Origin of the sequence: Pseudomonas sp. B21-059 (assembly GCF_026016285.1) — a bacterium.
GTDB classification, from domain to species: domain Bacteria; phylum Pseudomonadota; class Gammaproteobacteria; order Pseudomonadales; family Pseudomonadaceae; genus Aquipseudomonas; species Aquipseudomonas danubii.
The window spans coordinates 986,524-1,006,026 of the sequence record NZ_CP087201.1 but is presented as its reverse complement, the minus strand read 5'-3'; the positions used below and the strand labels follow the sequence as shown (position 1 = coordinate 1,006,026).

18 protein-coding genes are annotated in these 19,503 nt (G+C 61.8%); 4 read left to right on the top strand and 14 right to left on the bottom strand.

Going from position 1 to position 19,503, the window contains the following annotated elements:
• The first annotated feature begins 14 nt into the window (after window positions 1–14).
• On the top strand, window positions 15–287 hold the full coding sequence (locus LOY69_RS04475; protein ID WP_041115979.1) for an HPr family phosphocarrier protein: 273 nt from the start codon (window positions 15–17) through the stop codon (window positions 285–287).
• 29 nt (window positions 288–316) lie between these two features.
• On the opposite strand, the gene LOY69_RS04470 is transcribed toward LOY69_RS04475, so the two are convergent.
• The 6 genes from LOY69_RS04470 to pmbA all read right to left on the bottom strand — a co-directional run bounded on the left by LOY69_RS04470 (window position 317) and on the right by pmbA (window position 5,681).
• Window positions 317–1,210 carry a ZIP family metal transporter gene (locus LOY69_RS04470; protein ID WP_102878375.1) on the bottom strand — a complete coding sequence of 298 codons (894 nt, stop codon included), beginning with the start codon at window positions 1,208–1,210 and terminating at the stop codon, window positions 317–319.
• A gap of 33 nt (window positions 1,211–1,243) precedes the next feature.
• Window positions 1,244–1,855: a superoxide dismutase gene (locus LOY69_RS04465; protein ID WP_102861149.1), complete on the bottom strand. Its 612-nt coding sequence runs from the start codon at window positions 1,853–1,855 to the stop codon at window positions 1,244–1,246.
• Window position 1,856: 1 nt separating this feature from the next.
• Window positions 1,857–2,306, bottom strand: coding sequence for a hypothetical protein (locus LOY69_RS04460; protein ID WP_102861148.1), 450 nt, complete (start codon window positions 2,304–2,306; stop codon window positions 1,857–1,859).
• Between the two features lie 27 nt (window positions 2,307–2,333).
• On the bottom strand, window positions 2,334–3,710 hold the full coding sequence (locus tag LOY69_RS04455) for a class II fumarate hydratase (protein ID WP_102878373.1): 1,377 nt from the start codon (window positions 3,708–3,710) through the stop codon (window positions 2,334–2,336).
• Window positions 3,703–4,098, bottom strand: a complete 396-nt coding sequence (locus LOY69_RS04450) for a FagA protein (RefSeq protein WP_102861146.1) — start codon at window positions 4,096–4,098, stop codon at window positions 3,703–3,705. Before LOY69_RS04450 ends, LOY69_RS04455 begins: the two co-directional genes overlap by 8 nt.
• Before the next feature lie 236 nt (window positions 4,099–4,334).
• The gene (pmbA, locus tag LOY69_RS04445) at window positions 4,335–5,681 is read right to left on the bottom strand and encodes a metalloprotease PmbA (protein ID WP_102861145.1); all 1,347 of its coding nucleotides are present in this window, start codon (window positions 5,679–5,681) and stop codon (window positions 4,335–4,337) included.
• A 108-nt stretch (window positions 5,682–5,789) separates the two neighbouring features.
• Here pmbA and yjgA point away from each other — a divergent pair, with 108 nt between their 5' ends.
• Entirely contained in the window at window positions 5,790–6,311 is a 522-nt protein-coding gene (gene yjgA / locus LOY69_RS04440; protein WP_102861144.1) for a ribosome biogenesis factor YjgA, read from the top strand.
• Between the two features lie 48 nt (window positions 6,312–6,359).
• Here the strand turns inward: yjgA and tldD are convergent, their stop codons facing one another.
• From tldD to mreB, 8 genes are all read right to left on the bottom strand, one after another.
• Window positions 6,360–7,802, bottom strand: a complete 1,443-nt coding sequence (tldD, locus tag LOY69_RS04435; RefSeq protein WP_102861143.1) for a metalloprotease TldD — start codon at window positions 7,800–7,802, stop codon at window positions 6,360–6,362.
• Window positions 7,803–7,828: 26 nt separating this feature from the next.
• Window positions 7,829–8,668, bottom strand: a complete 840-nt coding sequence (locus LOY69_RS04430) for a carbon-nitrogen hydrolase family protein (protein WP_102861142.1) — start codon at window positions 8,666–8,668, stop codon at window positions 7,829–7,831.
• Between the two features lie 58 nt (window positions 8,669–8,726).
• On the bottom strand, window positions 8,727–12,530 hold the full coding sequence (locus LOY69_RS04425) for a YhdP family protein (RefSeq protein ID WP_170001151.1): 3,804 nt from the start codon (window positions 12,528–12,530) through the stop codon (window positions 8,727–8,729).
• Window positions 12,531–12,605: 75 nt separating this feature from the next.
• The gene (gene rng / locus LOY69_RS04420; protein ID WP_102861140.1) at window positions 12,606–14,063 is read right to left on the bottom strand and encodes a ribonuclease G; all 1,458 of its coding nucleotides are present in this window, start codon (window positions 14,061–14,063) and stop codon (window positions 12,606–12,608) included.
• 56 nt (window positions 14,064–14,119) lie between these two features.
• Window positions 14,120–14,725 (bottom strand): Maf family protein, encoded by a 606-nt coding sequence (locus LOY69_RS04415; RefSeq protein WP_265074179.1) that lies wholly within the window; start codon window positions 14,723–14,725, stop codon window positions 14,120–14,122.
• Between the two features lie 43 nt (window positions 14,726–14,768).
• A complete protein-coding gene (mreD, locus tag LOY69_RS04410) occupies window positions 14,769–15,260 on the bottom strand; it encodes a rod shape-determining protein MreD (protein ID WP_102861138.1) in 492 nt (163 codons plus the stop codon).
• Complete coding sequence (mreC, locus tag LOY69_RS04405; protein WP_170001240.1) at window positions 15,260–16,354, bottom strand: rod shape-determining protein MreC; 1,095 nt, start codon at window positions 16,352–16,354, stop codon at window positions 15,260–15,262. Before mreC ends, mreD begins: the two co-directional genes overlap by 1 nt.
• Before the next feature lie 142 nt (window positions 16,355–16,496).
• Window positions 16,497–17,534 carry a rod shape-determining protein MreB gene (mreB, locus tag LOY69_RS04400; protein WP_002555108.1) on the bottom strand — a complete coding sequence of 346 codons (1,038 nt, stop codon included), beginning with the start codon at window positions 17,532–17,534 and terminating at the stop codon, window positions 16,497–16,499.
• Between the two features lie 211 nt (window positions 17,535–17,745).
• On the opposite strand from mreB, the gene gatC reads away from it, so the two are divergent.
• A complete protein-coding gene (gene gatC, locus LOY69_RS04395; RefSeq protein ID WP_011059250.1) occupies window positions 17,746–18,033 on the top strand; it encodes an Asp-tRNA(Asn)/Glu-tRNA(Gln) amidotransferase subunit GatC in 288 nt (95 codons plus the stop codon).
• 16 nt (window positions 18,034–18,049) lie between these two features.
• Complete coding sequence (gatA, locus tag LOY69_RS04390; protein WP_102878367.1) at window positions 18,050–19,501, top strand: Asp-tRNA(Asn)/Glu-tRNA(Gln) amidotransferase subunit GatA; 1,452 nt, start codon at window positions 18,050–18,052, stop codon at window positions 19,499–19,501.
• The last annotated feature ends 2 nt before the right edge of the window (window positions 19,502–19,503 follow it).

Here is a 19,503-nt window from a genome sequence, read left to right as displayed (position 1 = left end):
GGATCTACCCCGCGATGCCAGCTCTGGAAATCGAGATCATCAACAAACTGGGTTTGCACGCCCGCGCCTCAGCCAAATTCGTCGGTGTAGCGGGACAGTTCCCCTGCCAGATCCGCGCCGGCAGGAGCCCGGAGTCAATGGTGGACGGCAAAAGCATCATGGCCATGATGATGCTCGCCGCAGGCAAGGGCACCAAGATCCATCTGAAGACCGAAGGCGAGCAAGAACAGGAAGCGCTGAATGCGCTGGTGGCATTGATCAACAACTACTTCGACGAGGGCGAGTAAGCCCCTGCGGGCCACTCGCCAAACGGCCCTCAGGCAAGCGCCGTGTCCATCACCATCATCAGGCAAAAGCCGATGCACAATCCGAGGCTGGCGAGCTTTTCGTGACCATTGCGGCGGGACTCGGGAATGACTTCGTGAGTCACCACCAGCAACATGGCTCCCGCCGCCAAGGCCAACCCCAGCGGCAGCAGCACCTGCGCCAGACTGACCAACCAGGCACAGAGCAAGGCAAAGACCGGCTCCACCAAGCCTGAAGCGGCGCCAATCAGAAATGCCCTGACCCGCGACATCCCCGCCCCCGCCAGCACCAGAGCGATCACCAGCCCCTCCGGTACATCCTGCAGGGCAATCCCCATGGCCAAGCTGTCCGCATCCGCCATGCCGCCCCCTGCCGACACCCCCACCGCCATGCCTTCCGGAATGTTGTGGGCAATGATGGCAAAGACAAACAGCCAGATGCGTGGCGCAATCACCGGATGCTCCGCCGTACCTACCAGCACTTCGGGGCTGGCTCCCGACACCTTGCGATCCACCAGGAACAAGCCAAAAGCCCCCAGCATGATGCCGGCGCAAACCAGGCCACTGGAGCCCCAGGCAGACAAGCCCAAGTCTTGAGCAGCGGCAATACCGGGAACGATCAGCGAAAACGCCGTCGCCGCCAGCATCACCCCAGCGCCAAAACCCAGCAACGTATCGCTCACGGCCATCGGCATTCTGCGGATCACCAGCACCGGGACCGCCCCCAGCGCCGTGCCCAACGCGCAGATCGAGCCACCCTGCAAGGCGCGCAACAACCTTGGTTCCAGATCCAGCCAGCTCAGCCCTTGAGCCACCAGCAACGCGGTACCCGCCAACAGCAACAGCGAACCGAAGGCATAACGAAACATCCGTCCGCTGCTGATCGCCAGTGTTTCAGTGCCCATAGTCGGCCTTAGGTCTTGTTATGAATGGAGGTATCAGGCCATCGCGGCCTGATAGCGTTGAGCGACTTCCGGCCAATTGATCACGTTGTAGAACGCATTGATGTATTCCGGCCGACGGTTCTGATAACGCAGGTAGTAGGCGTGCTCCCACACGTCCAGACCGAGAATCGGCGTGTTGCCATTCATCAGCGGGCTGTCCTGGTTACCGCTGCTTTCCACCAGCAGCTTTTTCTCCGGAGTCACGCTGAGCCAGGCCCAGCCACTGCCGAAACGGGTCAGCGCAGCCTTGGTGAACGCCTCCTTGAAGCGCTCGAAACCACCCAGTTGCTGCTCGATTGCCTGAGCCAGGGCACCCTCGGGCTTACCGCCGCCGGCCGGGGTCATGACCGCCCAGAACAGCGAATGGTTGGCGTGACCACCCCCTTGGTTGATCACCGCGGCCCGAAGTTTTTCCGGCAGTTGCTGGACGCTGGCCACCAGTTTTTCGACTTCCCAGCCCGCCCATTCAGTGCCTTCTACAGCGGCATTGAGATTGTTTATGTAGGTCTGGTGGTGCTTGCTGTAGTGAATCTCCATGGTCTGCGCATCGATGTGCGGTTCCAGCGCGTCATAGGCATAAGGCAGTGCAGGCAAGGTAAAGGACATATCAATGGGCTCCGTAAGAGGGGCTGTCGGCTAGCGGGCTGTCGGCTGACAGGCCCGCGACGTTGCTGTCCAGCAAACGATGAGTACGGGGGTACTCACCGTGATCACCGATGAAATTCAACAGTTCGACGTAGGTCTTGCTGCTCTGGCGCAAAGCCGCTTCGCGCAAGGCAGGGCTGAGGCGGCTGTCCTGCATGGTCTGCAGCAGGCGCTGGTGGATCGCGCAGAGGTACTCTGCGCTCTCCTCCGGCTGGTTCAGGCGCAAATGCAGGTCCGCCAGGTTGTGATGGGAAATCACACAGGCTGCCACCGCCTCGTCGGCATCCCCCCAGCGCTCGAACAACACCTGAGCCAAGGCCAGTGCCTGCAGGTAGAACTCGCGAGCATCCACCAGTTCGCCCTGCATAAAGAGGCGATTGGCCCTTTCGATCGTGCGTTTCCAGTGCTCCATGGTGAGCCTCCAAAGCGGTGTTGGGAGTTACACGCCGCCTGCGGTGAGTTTTTCCGGGTCCAGCAGGACCTCAAGTTGGCTGCGTGGCAGATCAGTGAGTTCAAGTGCCACGTCGATCACCGGGCGACCTTGCCTGTAGGCAGTCTTGGCAATTTCAGCGGCCTTCTGATACCCGATGATCGGGTTCAGAGCAGTCACCAGGATCGGGTTGCGTGACAGTGCTTCCTTGAGCTTGGGCTCGTTGACCTTGAAGCTGGCAATGGCCTTGTCCGCCAACAGGCGACTGGAGTTGGCCAGCAGTTCAATACTGCCGAGCAGGTTCTGGGCAATGATCGGCAGCATCACGTTGAGCTCGAAGTTGCCCGATTGCCCGGCCACGGTGATGGTGCTGTCGTTACCAATGACTTGGGCCGCGACCATCGCCACGGCTTCCGGAATCACCGGATTGACCTTGCCCGGCATGATCGACGAGCCCGGCTGCAGCCCCTCCAGCTCGATCTCGCCAAGCCCCGCCAGTGGACCGGAGTTCATCCAGCGCAGGTCGTTGGCGATCTTCATCAACGACACCGCAGTGGCCTTGAGCTGGCCGGACACCGTGACCGCCGTGTCCTGTGAGCCGATCAGGGCGAACAGGTTCTTGCCCGGGGTGAACTGCACCTGGGTCAGCTTGCTCAACTGCCGGCTGAAGCGCGCAGCGAACTCGGGGTGAGCGTTGATTCCAGTACCCACGGCGGTGCCGCCCTGAGCCAGGGCCTGCAGGCTCGGTAGCAGGTCCTGCAAGTGAGCGATATTGGCCTTGAGCTGCTGCGCCCAACCGTCCAGCACCTGGCTCATTCGCACCGGCATGGCATCCATCAGGTGGGTACGACCGGTCTTGATGAAGGGATGCACCTGCACCGCCTTGCGCTCAATGACCTCCACCAGATGCACCAGTGCCGGCAGCAGTTGCTCATGCAGGGTCAGGGCTGCGCTGACGTGAATGGTGGTGGGAATGATGTCGTTGCTGCTCTGGCCACAGTTGACGTGGTCATTGGGGTTGACCGGCTCGCCCAACAGGCGGCTGGCCAGGGTCGCCAGCACTTCGTTGGCGTTCATGTTGGAACTGGTACCGGAGCCGGTCTGGAAGATGTCCACCGGAAAGTGCTGCATGTAGTCGCCTTCCAACAGCCCCTGGGCGGCATCGACAATGGCCTTGCCCTGGGACGCGCTGAGCTGCCCAAGCTCGACGTTGGCCTCGGCCGCTGCAGCCTTGGCCAGAATCAGGGCACGAATGAAGGCTGCCGGCATACGTTGCCCGCTGATGGGAAAGTTATCCACCGCGCGCTGAGTCTGCGCGCCATACAAGGCCTGCTCAGGGACCTGCAGTTCGCCCATGCTGTCGCGTTCGATACGGGTATTACTCATCGGGAAATCCTTGCACCAGTTCAATCAGAGGAATGGAAGGCAGCAGCGAACAGGTCGCCAGTTGCCAGGCATGGCTTTGCCAGCGCTTGAGCCGGCACTTGCACAAAGACAACCGCTCCATGTCACGCAATGGCCGCCAGGCCTGATCCAGGCACAGGCTGCGCCAGTGCCAGGGCAGCGCAGTATCGGTAGCGGTATCGATCAACAAACGGAAGGAGGTTTCAGCGACGGTCCAGGCCGACATCGCGGTGCAGCAGGCCAAGTAGCGGCCCTCGGCGAGGTAATGCTCAATCAGACGTGGTTCGTCCGGTTCCAGTGCGCAACGGATCTGGCGACTCATCCAGCGCCAGCTTTCGAGGTAGGGCTGCTCGTGCAAGGCAGAACTCATGACCTGGGCTCATTGAATAATGATTTTCATTATTAAATGATATTGAGAATCAAATCAATCTGACTTGTACGAATTTTGCCCAACCCTTGTAGGAGTCGGCTTGCCGGCGAATGAGCCCTTATGCCGGGTATCGAGCGTCAGGACGCCTTCGCTGGCAAGCCAGCTTAGAAAAGCGCCAGGCATAAAAAAACGCGCCACCCGGGGAGGTGGCGCGTTTGGGTGACTCAGGAGGGCAGTCAGCTGCCAGCGACGGTCATGCGTTCGATCAGCACCGAGCCAGTGCGGATGTTGCTGCGCAGTTCCAGGTCGTTACCCACGGCAATGATCTGCTTGAACATGTCCCGCAAATTACCGGCAATGGTCACTTCCTGCACCGCGAACTGGATCTCGCCATTCTCGACCCAGAAACCCGCCGCACCACGGGAGTAATCCCCAGTGACCATGTTCAGGCCATGCCCCATCAACTCGGTCACCAACAGGCCACGCCCCATACGCCGCAGCAGCGCCGCCTGGTCTTCATCGCCATGGGTGACGAACAGATTGTGCACGCCACCGGCGTTGGCGGTACTCGGCATGCCCAGCTTGCGACCCGAATAGGTGCCCAGCACATAGGACACCAACTCCCCGTCCTTGACGAAAGGCTTGGCGTAAGTGGCCAGGCCGTCACCATCGAACGCCGAACTGCCCATGGCGCGCATCAGGTGCGGGCGCTCATCGATGGTCAGCCACTGGGGAAACAGCTGTTGGCCCAAGGCGCCTTCAAGGAAGGATGACTTGCGGTACAGATTGCCGCCGGAAATCGCGCCGAGAAAACTGCCGAACAGGCCGCCGGCCAGTTCCGCAGAAAACAACACCGGCACTTCGCAGGTCGGCACCGGGCGGGCGCCAAGTCGACTGGCCGCGCGTTGGGCAGCACGCTGACCAATGCTCGCAGGGTCGGCCAGCAACTGGCCCTGGCGATTGACGTCATACCAGTAGTCGCGCTGCATCTGGCCGTCAGCCTCGGCAATCATCACGCAACTCAGACTGTGGCGAGTGGAGGCATAACCACCGATAAAACCGTGACTGTTGCCATACACCCGGCAGCCCTGATGGGTGCTCAGGGTGGTGCCGTCGGCATTCTTGATCCGGCTGTCGGCGGCAAAGGCCGCAGCTTCACAGGCCAGGGCCTGCTCGATGGCTTGCTCTGGGGTGATGTCCCAGGCATGGAACAGGTCGAAGTCCTGCAGGTCCTTGGCCATCAAGGATGCATCGGCCAGCCCCGAGGCTTCGTCTTCGGAGGTGTGCTTGGCGATTGCCAGGGCCGCGGCCACGGTTTCACGAATGGCCTCGGGGCCGCTGGCAGAGGTGCTGGCCGAACCCTTGCGCTGGCCCACATAGAGGGTGATGCCAAAGCCCTGGTCGCGGTTGAACTCCACGGTTTCCACTTCCCGCTGGCGCACCGAAGTCGACAGGCCCTGCTCCAGAGACACCGCTACTTCGCAGGCACTGGCCCCCTGGCGCTTGGCCTCGGCAACGATCTGCTCGACTTGCTCCTGCAGGGCCGGCAAAGCCTGTGGGCCGACGCTTTGTGCTGCACTCATGCTGTTCTCCACTCAAATTCTGCTTTCGATTAAGGCCGGCGAGCGACCGGGCCGGACAAGCGGCCCTCGACTGGTTATCATGGCGGCGTTTCTTTGCGGACTGCCACCATGGTTGATTCTTACGACGACTCCCTCGATGGGGAGAAAAGCAAATCCCAGGTCAAACGCGAGCTGCATGCTCTGGTTGATCTCGGCGAGCGCCTTACCACTCTCAAGCCTGACTTGCTGAACAAACTGCCGTTGACCGACGCCTTGCGCCGGGCCCTGGCGGATGCGCCCAAGCACGTCGCCCATATCGCCCGAAAGCGCCACCTGCAATTCATCGGCAAGCTGATGCGTGACCAGGACACCGACGCGATTCTGCAACTGCTCGACCAACTCGACGCCTCCACCCGGCAGTACAACGAACGTTTCCACAACCTGGAACGTTGGCGTGACCGCCTGATCGGCGGCGGCGATGACGTTCTGGAAAAGTTCGTCAGTGAATACCCTGACGCCGATCGCCAGCAACTGCGCTCCCTGATTCGTCAGGCCCAGCACGAGGTGGCCCATAACAAGGCGCCGGCCTCCAGCCGTAAAATCTTCAAGTACATCCGCGAGCTGGACGAGACCCAACGCGGTCTGCGTTGAGCCCTCCACGGGTGAGCTGCCCAGCAGTTCACCCGGCGCCCTCTTCTCTTATGCCCCTGTGCCACCCACGGTGATCGCATCGATCTTCAAGGTCGGCTGACCGACGCCTACCGGCACTGATTGCCCGTCCTTGCCACAAGTGCCAACGCCGCTGTCCAGGGACAAATCGTTGCCCACCATCGACACTCGGCTCATCGCTTCAGGACCGTTGCCAATCAGGGTCGCGCCCTTGACCGGTGCGGTGATCTTGCCGTCTTCGATCAGATACGCCTCGCTGGTGGAAAACACGAACTTGCCGCTGGTGATGTCCACCTGGCCGCCGCCAAGGTTGGCGCAGTAGATACCTTTCTTCACCGAGGCGATGATTTCCGCCGGATCGCTTTCGCCAGCCAGCATGTAGGTGTTAGTCATGCGCGGCATCGGCAAGTGCGCGTAGGACTCACGACGCCCGTTGCCAGTGCGGGCCACGCCCATCAGGCGGGCATTGAGTTTGTCCTGCATATAGCCCTTGAGCACACCGTTCTCGATCAGGGTGGTGCATTCGGTCGGGGTGCCTTCGTCGTCCACACTCAGGGAGCCGCGACGCCCAGCCAGGGTGCCATCGTCGACGATGGTGCAAAGCTTGGAAGCCACCCTCTCGCCCATGCGGCCGCTGTAGGCCGAGCTGCCCTTGCGGTTGAAATCGCCTTCCAGGCCGTGGCCCACGGCTTCGTGCAGCAGCACACCGGACCAGCCGGAGCCGAGTACCACCGGCAAGGTGCCCGCCGGTGCCGGAATGGCTTCGAGATTGACCAGGGCCTGACGCAGCGCTTCACGGGCATAGCCCATGGCCCGATCTTCAGTGAGGAAATAGCGGTAATCGGTACGCCCGCCGCCACCGTGACCACCGCGCTCGCGGCGGCCATTCTGCTCGACGATGACGCTGACGTTGAAGCGCACCAACGGCCGCACATCCGCCGCCAGGCCGCCGTCCGTCGAGGCCACCAGAATCCGCTCCCAGACCCCAGCCATGCTCACGCTGACCTGCTGGATACGCGGGTCCAGAGCACGAGTCGCCGCGTCCACTCGCTTGAGCAGTTCGACTTTCTCGGCCCGGCTGATGACTTCCAGAGGATTGTCCGGCGCATACAGTTGCGCCACGTCCTGGCTGGTGAATGCCTGCACCGTACCGTTCTGTCCGGCCCGGGAGATCGATCGCGCAGCACGGGCCGCCAGCCCCAGGGCTTCCAGGGTGATGGCGTTGCTGTAGGCAAAGCCGGTCTTCTCCCCGGACTGCGCACGCACACCCACCCCTTGGTCGAGGTTGAAACTGCCTTCCTTGACGATCCCGTCTTCCAGGGACCAAGACTCGGAAATCTGCCCCTGGAAATACAGGTCGGCGGCATCGATGCCCGGGCCGGCCAGATCCCCCAGCACGCCCTGCAAGCTTTCGATGGTCACGCCGCCAGGGGCTAGAAGATGTTCACTGACTGAGGACAACAACCCGCTCATATGCTTTGGCCTTAAATTCGTCGTACTTATGCAAGCCGTTGAACGCCTTGCGAGAAAATGCGCCGGTGACTGACCACCGGCATCCGCGCCCGAATGGACGCCTGTTCACTGCTGTCGCGCTCGGCCAACAGCACGCCCTCACCTTGATCCTGCTCCGCCAGCACGCGTCCCCATGGGTCGACGATGGCCGCATGGCCGTAGGTTTCCCGTGGACCGGGATGCACGCCACCCTGGGCCGCCGCCAGCAGGTAGCACTGGGTTTCAATGGCCCGGGCCCGGATCAGCACCTCCCAATGGGCGGCGCCGGTCACCGCGGTAAAAGCCGAAGGCGCGGTAATCAATTCAGCGCCGGCGGCGCGCAATTCGCTGTACAGCTCGGGAAAGCGCAGGTCATAACAAACCGTCAGCCCCAACCGACCCACCGGCGTATCCGCCACTACCACGCGGTCTCCATGAGCATAGTCATCGGATTCGCGATAGCGTCCGCGATTGTCCGCCACGTCGACATCGAACAGATGCAGCTTGTCGTAGCGCGCCACAATCTGTCCCTGATCGTCCACCAACAAAGAACAGGCGTTGGCCTTGGCCTCGGGCTGATCCTCGGGGGGCAGCGGCAAGGTGCCGGCCACTATCCATAACCTGAGGTCGCGGGCGGTCTGTTTCAACCATGGCAGGATCGGACCTTCGCCCAGGGCTTCGGCACGACCGATGGCCGCCATGTCGCGGCGGCCCATGGCGGCGAAGTTTTCCGGCAGCACGGCCAGCTTGGCGCCAGCAACGGCGGCTTGCTCAAGCAGGCTCCGTGCCTGGTTCAGATTGGCCAGCACATCGCTCTGGCTGACCATTTGAATCACCGCAAGAGACATGGCGAACTCCTTGTAGGGTAGGCCGCCATGCTACTCCATAGGCACGAATCGAGGATTCTCAAAACGGCTTGTCGAAGGTGATTTGGGGATCTTTCCACGGGCCTTTGACGTTGTATTTGACGCTGGCAAAGCGCGCCACGCGGTCTCCGATCAGTTTGTCGATTAGGAACAACGCCCCGCCCACCGCAGGCGCCCCGACGATCAGCGCGGCAATCGGCAGGTTGTTGGTGACCGGCAGGGTCACCAGCAGCTTGGCGTCCACCTGATCGGCCACCATATCCAGGGTGCCATTGAGCTCCAGATTGCTCGACGGCCCCGTGAGGGTGATCGGTTCGCGAGTGACATACACACCATTGCTCGCCGCCAGCACGCCCTTGACCCGGTCATAGCTCAAGCCCTTGCCGAACAGGTCGGAGAAGTCCAGGCGCAGGCGCCGGCCGATGGAGTTGAAGTTGAGCAGGCCGAATACCCGCAGGGCCTGGGCCCCGCCTTCGACTTCAACGAACTGCCCCTTGCGCAGGGTGGCGTCCAGGCTGCCGGAGAAGCGCTTCAAGCCCACCCAGGCCGGTGAGCCCGGCCAGCGGCCATCGACATCCAGGTGAAAGTCTTCACTGGTCACGGTCGGTGCGAAGCCCCAGCCCTTGAGCACATCCGCCAGGTTCTTGCCACCAATACGGCCACGGTACCAACTGCTGCTGGCACCGGCCTGACCTTCCCAGCCACCCTCGCCTTGCAACTGCATGCCCTTGAGGCCCAGGTTCAGGCCATTGAAGACCATGCCCTTGGCCGTCGGCCGAACCTTGAGCGCCCAGCGACCGATCAGGTCCTGGCCCTGGAACAGTTGGGCAATGGATATATCCAGTGGCGGAACGTTCTTCGGGTCCACCGAAGCCAAAGGATCAGGTGCATTTTCATCGGTCTGGGCCGTCGGGTCGGCGGCCGGCAGGCGCACATACGCCATGTCGATGACCATTGGCGCCACCTTGGCATCGGGAATCCCGACTTTGCCCTTGGCCTGTTGACTGTCGATCTGCAGCTCCCAGGCAGTGGGCTTGCGGCTCAGCAGCAGGTTGACCTGATCCAGCGAGGTGCCGAAGGCGCTGAGCTTGCCGACCTTGAAGTCCGCACTGCTGAGCAACTGCTTGGCGCTGCCCCCCGGGTCCTTTCCGGCATAGCGATCCACCAGAGCCTTCCACGGCTCCACATCCAGCTCGGAGAGAATCCCCCGTACCCGCAGCCCTTTGCCAGGAGGCAGCAAGGCCGCACCATCGCCGAGGAACAGTTCGCCCCGACCCTCGGCGAGCTTGCCGCTGGGCGCCGCGAAAGTGAAGTCGGCCAACTCGCCGTATTTGAACCAGTAGCGCCGCTCGGCCCCTTGCAGGGTCATGCGAAACACACTGTTGCGCCCGGTGCTGGCAGCCATGCCAAACGGCGCCGGCAGGTCCACCGCCATGCCCTTGAGGCTGGAGTTGACCATCAATTGACTGTCGGCACCGTCAAGGTTCAGTTGCAACTGAAAGGGCACTTCGCCGGACACCGGCAACGGCTGGCTGACTTTCAACCAGTCGGTGAGTTTCTTCACCGTAACCTGACCCTTGGCAACCACTCGGGTATTGGGCTTGCCTGGCTTGCCATCGGCAAAAATCTGCGCCGTGACCGGCCGATCGAAAGCCTGGGCGCTGATCCCTGAGCCACTCAGGCCCCTGGCACTGTCAAAGCGGAAGTCGCCCTTGAGCTGGGTCAGTTCCAACTCGGGTTCGCTGAGTTTGAGGCGCGCCTTGTCAGTCTTGAAGTCCACCAGGATCTTCGGTTCCTCGCCCTTGACCAGGGGGATGTCCAGGTTCAGCTTGCCTTGCAGGTCGCCCTCGCCCTGCCAGCCGGCAAAGGTCGATGCGGTGCCGATCGGCGCTTCCTGCAGAATCTTCACCCCGTCACCCAGGCCGCCGGCAAAACTGCCGTCGATGAACATGTGGCTGCTCTGACCGGCAACGGAATGGGGAATGTTGACGAAAACATCCCGCACCTTGGTATCCAACAGCTGCCCCTTGCTGGCGACGATGCGTACGCCGCTGTCTTCGACAAACACATCGCCGCTGATCTTGCTCAGGTGCGGCCAGCCCGGCTGGAACGCCAGTTCGGCGTCATGCACCTTGAAGAACAGGCTGATGCTGCGGGCCGCCTCGATAGCGTCATGGTTCAGCGAACCCTGGTATTGGAAGAAGCCCTCATCCACCGCGCCCTTGAGGATCGCCGTGCGCAGCCATTCATCCAGCGCCGGACTGAGCACCTGGGGCAGGTACTTGGCGGTGTAGCGCCCATCGCCGTCCACCAGGCCGACCCGCAGGTCCATGTAGTCTTCCTGACTGTGGTCGAAGTGCAGCCGGATCAGGAAATCGCCGGCAATCTTGCCCTCTTCCCCCAGCACCTTGAGGTAGGGCGCGATCAGGGTGAAACCTTGTTTGTCGAGTTTCCAGGTCAGGGTGGCGTTGGCCTGGATGTACTGCCAGGGCTTGGCGAAGATCGGGTACAGGTGCAGGGAGAAATCCTTGCTGTCCATGCGCAGCTCGCCCTTACCCAGGTCGCCGCTGATGCTGCCACTGACGTTTCGCGCCGCCGGAGCGCCGTGATAGGCGTCGAAGCCGACCCGATCAAGGTTGGCGGCAAAGCTCAGCCGCTGGTCGCCGGTGTTCTGGGGGCGATAGTCGAGCAGCACATTGCGCAGCCCGCCGCTAACCTTCAAGCGCTCGATGGTGGTGGCCAGGCCTTGCGGCAAAGGTGCCAGGGCATTGAGGATCGGCGTGAGCGGCGTCAGGTCCAAGCGGTCGGCTTGCAGATGCCAGAGTTCTTCACGGTTATCGCCGGCCTGGGTTTGCTGCAGTTGCAGGCGCGATTCCCAACGGGTTTCGCCAAGGCTCAGCGCCAGGGAATCGAGTTGTACCTGCAGGCCCTGATCGCTGCGCTGGAAGAAGGCATTCAACGCCAGATTCTTCAGGGTGACTGGCGTGCGCTCGGCATAGGCGCCGGTTAGCTGTGGCGCATTCAAGCGCAGCGCCGCGCTCTGCACTGTGCCCTTGGCCCAGGTCAGCCACAGCTCGCCACCGGCCTTGAGTTCGGAGAGTTTCCATTGCTGAGTGACACGGGCCGGCAGCCAGCGCGACCAGTCACTTTGCGGCAGGCTCAGGTACAGCTCGGCCCGGGCGTCGCGCCATGCATCCGCCTGGATGCGTGTGCGCAGGTTGACGGCCAGGGGCTGCCCGTCCGGCAGGGTCAGGCGCAGGTCCAGGCGCTGGCGGCTGGGACCGGTGCGCAGATTGAGTCCGACATAGGTCAGGGCCAGCGGCGAATGATCCTGCGGCAGCAAAGTGACTTGGCTGTCCAACAGGGAGAGTTCCGCAACTTGCTGCAAGCGAGTCAGCAGTTGTCCCGGATCCATGGGTTGGTCCTGCTGCATTGGCAGGCCTTGCAATTGCCATTGGCCGTCCGCGCCCTCCTTGAGGCTCAGACTCAGACCACTGAGCTCCAGGCGCCCTATGCGCAGGTCACGGGCCAACAGGCTGCCGAGCATGTCCGGGGCCACGCTGACCTGGTCCAGGCGCAGGGCGTTGGCCCCCTCGCCCACCATCACATCGTGTGCCAGGAGAATCGGCGACAGTCCGCTCCAACGCCCTTCCAGGCTACCGATATGCACCGGCAGCCCCACGGCCTGCTGCACCTTGGCTTCGACCTCGGCCTGGTACTCAGCCACCAACGGAGTCAGTTCCCGACCCAGGCTGACGTACAAGGCCGTCACCACCAGCAGCAACGCGCAGGAGCCCAGCCCCCAGCGAATCAGCGTGGTGAACAAGCGGATCAGCCGCTCCATCTCAGTTGGCTCCCATGGCAAAAGTCATGCAAAAAGCTGAAGCCAGCCGTTTCCAGTGGTGTAAAACACGGGAAATCAGAGCAGCACCACGTCGTATTGTTCCTGGGAGTACATGGTTTCGACCTGGAACCTGATGGTACGGCCGATAAAACCTTCCAACTCCGCCACATTGCCCGACTCTTCGTCCAGCAGACGATCCACCACTTTCTGATTGGCCAGCACTCGATACCCTTCTGCCTGATAAGCCCGGGCCTCACGGAGGATTTCACGGAATATTTCGTAACAGATGGTTTCCGGAGTCTTCAGCTTGCCCCGTCCCTGACAACTGCTGCAGGGCTCGCAGAGCACCTGCTCCAGACTCTCGCGCGTGCGTTTGCGGGTCATCTGCACCAGGCCCAGTTCGGTGATGCCGATGATGTTGGTCTTGGCGTGATCGCGCTCCAGCTGCTTCTCCAGGGTCCGCAGTACCTGACGCTGATGCTCCTCGTCTTCCATGTCGATGAAGTCGATGATGATGATCCCGCCCAGGTTGCGCAGGCGCAGTTGCCGGGCAATGGCGGTAGCGGCTTCGAGGTTGGTCTTGAAGATGGTTTCCTCAAGATTGCGATGACCGACGAAGGCCCCGGTGTTGACGTCGATGGTGGTCATGGCTTCCGCCGGGTCCACCACCAGATAACCACCGGACTTGAGTGGCACCTTGCGCTCCAGGGCCTTCTGGATTTCATCCTCGACGCCGTACAGGTCGAAGATCGGCCGCTCACCGGGGTAGTGCTCCAGGCGATCGGCGATTTCCGGCATCAGCTCGGCAACGAACTGAGTGGTCTTCTGGAAGGTTTCCCGGGAGTCGATGCGGATCTTCTCGATTTTCGGACTCACCAGATCCCGCAGGGTACGCAGCGCCAGGCCCAGGTCTTCGTAGATCACATTGGGCGCGCCAATGGTCTTGATCTGAACGCCGATCTGATCCCAGAGCCGACGCAGGTAGCGAATGTCCATCAGGATCTCATCGGCCCCGGCGCCCTCGGCGGCAGTACGCAGGATGAACCCGCCCGCCTCCTTGATGCCTTCCTGGGCCACGCAGTCGCTGACCACCTGCTTCAAGCGCTCACGCTCGGCTTCATCCTCGATCTTCAGCGAGATGCCGACATGGGCGGTACGGGGCATGTACACCAGATAACGTGAGGGAATCGACAACTGGGTGGTCAGTCGGGCGCCCTTGGTGCCGATGGGGTCCTTGGTGACTTGCACCACCAGGCTCTGCCCTTCATGCACCAGGGCACTGATGCTTTCCACCGCCGTACCTTCACGGGTGGAGATTTCCGCAGCATGAATAAACGCTGCGCGGTCCAGGCCGATATCGACGAAGGCGGCCTGCATGCCGGGCAATACCCGCACCACCTTGCCTTTATAGATGTTGCCAACGATACCGCGGCGCTGGGTCCGTTCGACGTGAACCTCTTGCAGCACTCCGTTTTCGACCACCGCCACCCGTGATTCCATCGGCGTGATGTTGATCAGAATCTCTTCACTCATGGCAGTGTCTCGTTCAGGCGTGTTCATAGAAGGCCGCAGCAGTCGGGTACGGCGCTTTAGCGCACTGGAAGGTTTTGCCAACAGGGTATGCCGAAATGGCCAAGCAGTTCTGCGGTTTCGCACACCGGCAAGCCAACCACAGCGGAGTAACTGCCATTGAGCCCTGACACAAACACCGCCGCAAGCCCCTGGATTGCATAACCGCCGGCCTTGTCCCGAGGCTCGCCGCTGGCCCAGTAGATGCTCGCTTCCTCAACGGAGATGGCGCGAAACCGCACCAGGCTGCGCACCACTCTCGACTCGCAGCGCTCTCCGTCGAGCAAGGCAATGGCGGTCAATACTTCGTGCTCGCGCCCGGCCAGCGCCATGAGCATCGCCAGGGCGTCGGCCTGGTCCAGCGGTTTGCCGAGGATCCGCCCATCCAGCACCACGGCCGTATCGGCTCCCAGCACACAGGCCGGGGCCCGGGATTCGCTGCTGGTGATCAGGGCGCGTCCGGCCGCCGCCTTGCCACGGGCAAGACGCTCGACATAAGCCGCAGGGGATTCATCAGCCAGCGGAGTTTCATCGATGTCCGCGCTGATGGCGGTGAAGGGCACACCGATCTGGGTGAGCAGCTCACGCCGACGGGGCGAACCGGAAGCGAGGTAAAGCGGATTCATCAAGACATCTCCCTGTCGAGGTGCGGGCCAATGCCTGACCGAATTAATTGATTTTGAAACGTCGGCGCAACCCACGCAGGCCAAAGCTGACCCACGGCCACAACAGCGCACTGACCAGGGCTGGCAGGACCAGCGCCAGGGTCGGCTGGCGATTACCGGTCAGGGCGCTGAGCCAGAGTTGGACCAACTGCGCCAAGCCAAAGATCACCAGGATCACCAAACTCTGCTGCCACATCGGGAACATCCGCAGACGCTGTTGCAGGGATAGCACGAGGAAGGTGATCAGAGTCAGGATCAAGGCGTTCTGCCCCAGGAGCGTGCCGTAGAGCACATCCTCCGCCAGCCCAAGGCACCAAGCCGTGACCATGCCCACCTTGTGCGGCAGGGCCAGGGCCCAAAAGGCCAGTAGCAGGGCCAGCCATAGCGGGCGCAGGATTTCCATGAACTGAGGCAAAGGCGACACACTCAGCAGCATGCCGATCAGAAACGTCAGCCAGACGATCCAGCCGTTTTGCGAATAGGTGCTACCCGCCATTATTCTCTTCCTCCGGTGGTGGCCGGTGCCGCAGCCGGAGGCTGGGCCGCCGGTTTCACCACAGGTTTATTGACCGGCTTGGCCGGCGCATGGGCGGCCGGCTTGACCGGAGTCGCCGGTGCAGCAGTGGGGGCAGTGGCAGGCGCGGCAGTGGCCGCTGGAGTCACCGCAGGCTTGGGCACCGTGGCCGGCACCGCCGGGGTGGTATTGCCACCCTGCTGGTCCTGGGCTTCCTGAGCCTGGGCCGCATCATTGGCCCGCTCTTCGGCCGTGCGCGGATCACTGAATACCAGTAACAGGTAACGGCTGCGGTTCAGCGCAGCAGTGGGCACCGCTCGCACAATGGCGAATGGCTGACCGGAATCGTGGATCACTTCCTTGACCGTGGCCACCGGATATCCAGCGGGGAAACGCTGGCCAAGGCCCGAACTGACCAGCAAATCGCCTTCCTTGACATCGGCGGTGTCGGCCACGTGGCGCAACTCCAGGCGCTCCGGGTTGCCAGTGCCACTGGCAATGGCCCGCAGGCCGTTGCGATTGACCTGTACCGGAATGCTGTGGGTGGTGTCGGTCAGCAACAGGACGCGCGAGGTATAAGGCATCAACTCCACCACCTGCCCCATCAAGCCACGGGCATCGAGCACCGGCTGGCCGAGGAACACGCCGTCACGCTCACCTTTATTGATGATAATGCGATGGGTAAAGGGGTTGGGGTCCATGCCGATCAACTCGGCCACTTCAACCTTCTCGTTGACCAGTGCCGAAGAGTTGAGCAACTCGCGCAGACGCACGTTCTGCTCGGTCAAGGCGGCAAGCTTTTGCATGCGTCCCTGCAGCAGCAGGTTTTCGGTCTTGAGTTTTTCGTTTTCAGCGACCAGCTCGGTGCGACTGCCGAACTGACTGGCCACGCCCTGCCATAGCCGCTGCGGCAGGTCGGTGATCCAGTAGGACTGCATCAACACCAGCGACATCTGGCTACGCACTGGCTTGAGCAGTGTGAAGCGGGCATCGACCACCATCAGTGCGACCGACAGTACGACCAGCACCAGGAGGCGCACGCCCAATGAGGGGCCTTTGGCGAAAAGCGGTTTAATAAGCCGCTCCTCCCAGGCAAATGTTGTGTTTATTCATACGGCATCAAACCGGCCTGGATGCAGATTGACAGAAGATAAACGCCACAGGCAGCACTGCAAAGTGCTGCCTGTGAGCGCAACAGCATAGATGCAACCGGCGAAGTTACTCGCTGGAGAGCAGGTCCATGGTGTGTTTGTCCATCATTTCCAATGCACGGCCACCGCCGCGAGCAACACAGGTCAGCGGATCTTCGGCAACGATCACCGGCAGACCGGTTTCCTGGGCCAACAGCTTGTCCAGATCACGCAGCAGAGCGCCACCACCGGTCAGCACCAGGCCGCGCTCGGCGATGTCCGAAGCCAGTTCCGGAGGCGATTGCTCCAGGGCACTTTTCACCGCCTGAACGATGGTTGCCAGGGACTCCTGCAGAGCCTCCAGCACTTCATTGGAGTTCAGGGTGAAGGCACGTGGCACACCTTCAGCCAGGTTACGGCCGCGTACGTCGACTTCACGTACTTCGCCGCCTGGATAGGCAGTACCGATTTCCTGCTTGATGCGCTCAGCGGTGGACTCACCGATCAGGCTGCCGTAGTTGCGACGCACGTAAGTGATGATGGCCTCGTCGAAACGGTCGCCACCAACACGTACGGATTCGGCGTAAACCACACCGTTCAGGGAGATCAGGGCGATTTCAGTGGTACCACCACCGATGTCCACGACCATCGAACCACGGGCTTCTTCAACCGGCAGGCCGGCACCGATCGCAGCGGCCATTGGCTCTTCGATCAGGAACACTTCACGGGCACCGGCGCCAAGGGCCGATTCACGGATCGCACGACGTTCAACCTGGGTGGACTTGCATGGAACGCAGATCAGCACACGAGGGCTGGGCTGCAGAAAGCTGTTTTCATGAACCTTGTTGATGAAGTACTGCAGCATCTTTTCGCAGACGCTGAAGTCGGCGATCACGCCGTCCTTCATCGGACGAATGGCGGCAATGTTGCCCGGAGTACGACCGAGCATGCGCTTGGCCTCAGTACCAACCGCAACAACACTTTTCTGATTACCGTGGGTCCGAATGGCCACAACCGATGGTTCATTCAGGACAATACCGCGCTCGCGCACGTAAATAAGGGTGTTGGCAGTGCCCAGGTCAATGGAAAGATCGCTGGAAAACATGCCACGCAGTTTCTTGAACATGGGAAAGGGACCCTAGGCAACGCGTGGGTAAAAAAGTGCGGCAAACTCTAACAACGACAGGGATTTTGGGCAAGGCGCCAATATGTTAAATTGGCCGCTTTTCTGTGCACCAAACCCCACAATCGCGGCCATAAGACCGTAGAAATGCGGTAGTGTTCCGACAATCTAACACGCGGACGAAATCCGTTTTTGTTTTCCACTGGAGAATCCCATGGCGCTTGAACGCTCCGACGTGGAAAAAATCGCTCATTTGGCCAGCATCAAGCTCAATGAAGGCGATCTTCCACACATCACCTCCGCCCTTAACAGCATTCTCGGGCTGGTGGATGAAATGCAGGCAGTCGATACCGATGGTATCGAGCCCCTGGCCCACCCTCTGGAAGCCAGCCAGCGCCTGCGCGCAGACGTTGTGACCGAGTCCAATCATCGCGAGGCCTATCAGTCCATCGCACCAGCGGTCGAAAGCGGCCTGTATCTGGTTCCGAAAGTCATCGACTAAAGGGAAAGAGCCTGCAATGCACCACATGACTCTGGCCGAGATCGCCCGCGGCCTCGCCGACAAGAAGTTTTCCTCTGTAGAACTGACCCAGACCCTGCTGGCGCGCATCGCTCAGTTGGATCCGCAGATCAACAGTTTCATCAGCCTCACCCAAGACCTGGCCCTGGGCCAGGCCAAAGCCGCCGACGAACGTCGCGCCAACGGTGAGAGCGGAGCCCTGCTGGGCGCACCGATCGCCCACAAAGACCTGTTCTGCACCCAAGGCATCCGCACCAGCTGCGGTTCGAAGATGCTCGACAACTTCAAGGCGCCCTATGACGCCACCGTGGTCGCCAAGCTGGCCGCTGCCGGGGCCGTGACCCTGGGCAAGACCAACATGGACGAATTCGCCATGGGCTCGGCCAACGAGTCGAGCTGGTACGGCGCAGTGAAAAACCCGTGGAACCTGGAGCACGTGCCCGGCGGTTCGTCCGGTGGTTCAGCCGCCGCCGTAGCCGCGCGCCTGCTGCCTGCGGCCACCGCCACCGACACCGGCGGTTCGATCCGCCAGCCCGCCGCCTTCACCAACCTCACCGGCCTGAAGCCGACCTACGGTCGCGTTTCCCGCTGGGGCATGATCGCCTACGCTTCCAGCCTCGATCAGGGCGGCCCGCTGGCACGCACCGCCGAAGACTGCGCGATCCTGCTGCAAGGCATGGCCGGCTTCGACCCGAACGACTCCACCAGCATCGATGAACCGGTGCCGGACTACAGCGCCAGCCTCAGCGGCTCGCTGCAGGGCCTGCGCATCGGCGTGCCGAAGGAGTACTTCAGCGCCGGCCTCGACCCGCGCATCGCCGAACTGATCCACAACAGCATCAAGGAGCTGGAAAAGCTCGGCGCGGTGATCAAGGAAATCAGCCTGCCGAACATGCAGCACGCGATTCCCGCGTACTACGTGATCGCCCCGGCGGAAGCCTCCTCCAACCTGTCGCGTTTCGACGGCGTGCGCTTCGGCTACCGTTGCGAGAACCCGGCCAACCTTGAAGACCTGTACAAGCGCTCCCGTGGCGAAGGCTTCGGCAGCGAAGTGCAGCGCCGGATCATGGTCGGCGCCTACGCGCTGTCCGCCGGCTACTACGACGCCTACTACCTCAAGGCGCAGAAAATCCGTCGCCTGGTGAAGAACGACTTCATGACCGCTTTCAACGAAGTCGACATCATCCTCGGCCCGACCACGCCCAACCCGGCCTGGAAGCTCGGCGCCAAGAGCAGCGATCCGGTCGCCGCGTACCTGGAAGACGTCTACACCATCACCGCCAACCTCGCGGGCCTGCCGGGCCTGTCGATGCCGGCCGGTTTCGTCGACGGCTTGCCGGTCGGCGTGCAACTGCTCGCCCCGTATTTCCAGGAAGGCCGCTTGCTCAACGTTGCGCACCAGTATCAGTTGAACACTGACTGGCACACCCGCACCCCAACCGGCTTCTGAGG